This window comes from Novosphingobium sp. 18050 (genome assembly GCF_902706195.1).
Lineage (GTDB): Bacteria > Pseudomonadota > Alphaproteobacteria > Sphingomonadales > Sphingomonadaceae > Novosphingobium.
In genome coordinates this window covers 1-388 of the sequence record NZ_CACSJO010000121.1, presented here as the reverse complement: position 1 = coordinate 388, position 388 = coordinate 1, and the positions used below count along the sequence as shown (strand labels likewise).

Here is a 388-nt window from a genome sequence, read left to right as displayed (position 1 = left end):
GTACGCATGCAGGCCGGTCGCGAGGATCTCGTCGATGCGGCCATAGCGCAGGTCCGCCAGCAGGCGCCCCGCGTTGCGCTGCGTTTCCGCCGACTGGTCGTTGGCGACCACGGCGAGGTTGTCCGCCACTTCGCGCAGGCAGGCGTGCAGCGAGCGCGGCATGTCGGCGCGCAGGATCAGCAGGTCGGCCACGCGCTCGGGCGTGATGACGTCGCGGTACACCTTGCGGTAGATCTCGAACGCGGACACGCTGCGCAGGATCGCGCTCCAGTGGTAGAAGTCGAACTCCTGCGGCGCCGCGCGGTTGCGGTTGCGCTCGCGCAGCGAGCCGTGGAAGTCGCTCTGCACGGCGTGGAACTTCACGTCCAGCAGGCGCGCGGTGTTGTCG

At 69.6% G+C, this 388-nt stretch carries 1 protein-coding gene; it reads right to left on the bottom strand.

Annotation, left to right across the window (positions count from 1 at the left end):
- Positions 1 to 388, bottom strand: a 388-nt coding sequence (locus tag GVL61_RS24665; protein ID WP_200845034.1) for an alpha-E domain-containing protein, incomplete at both ends; no start/stop codon positions are given.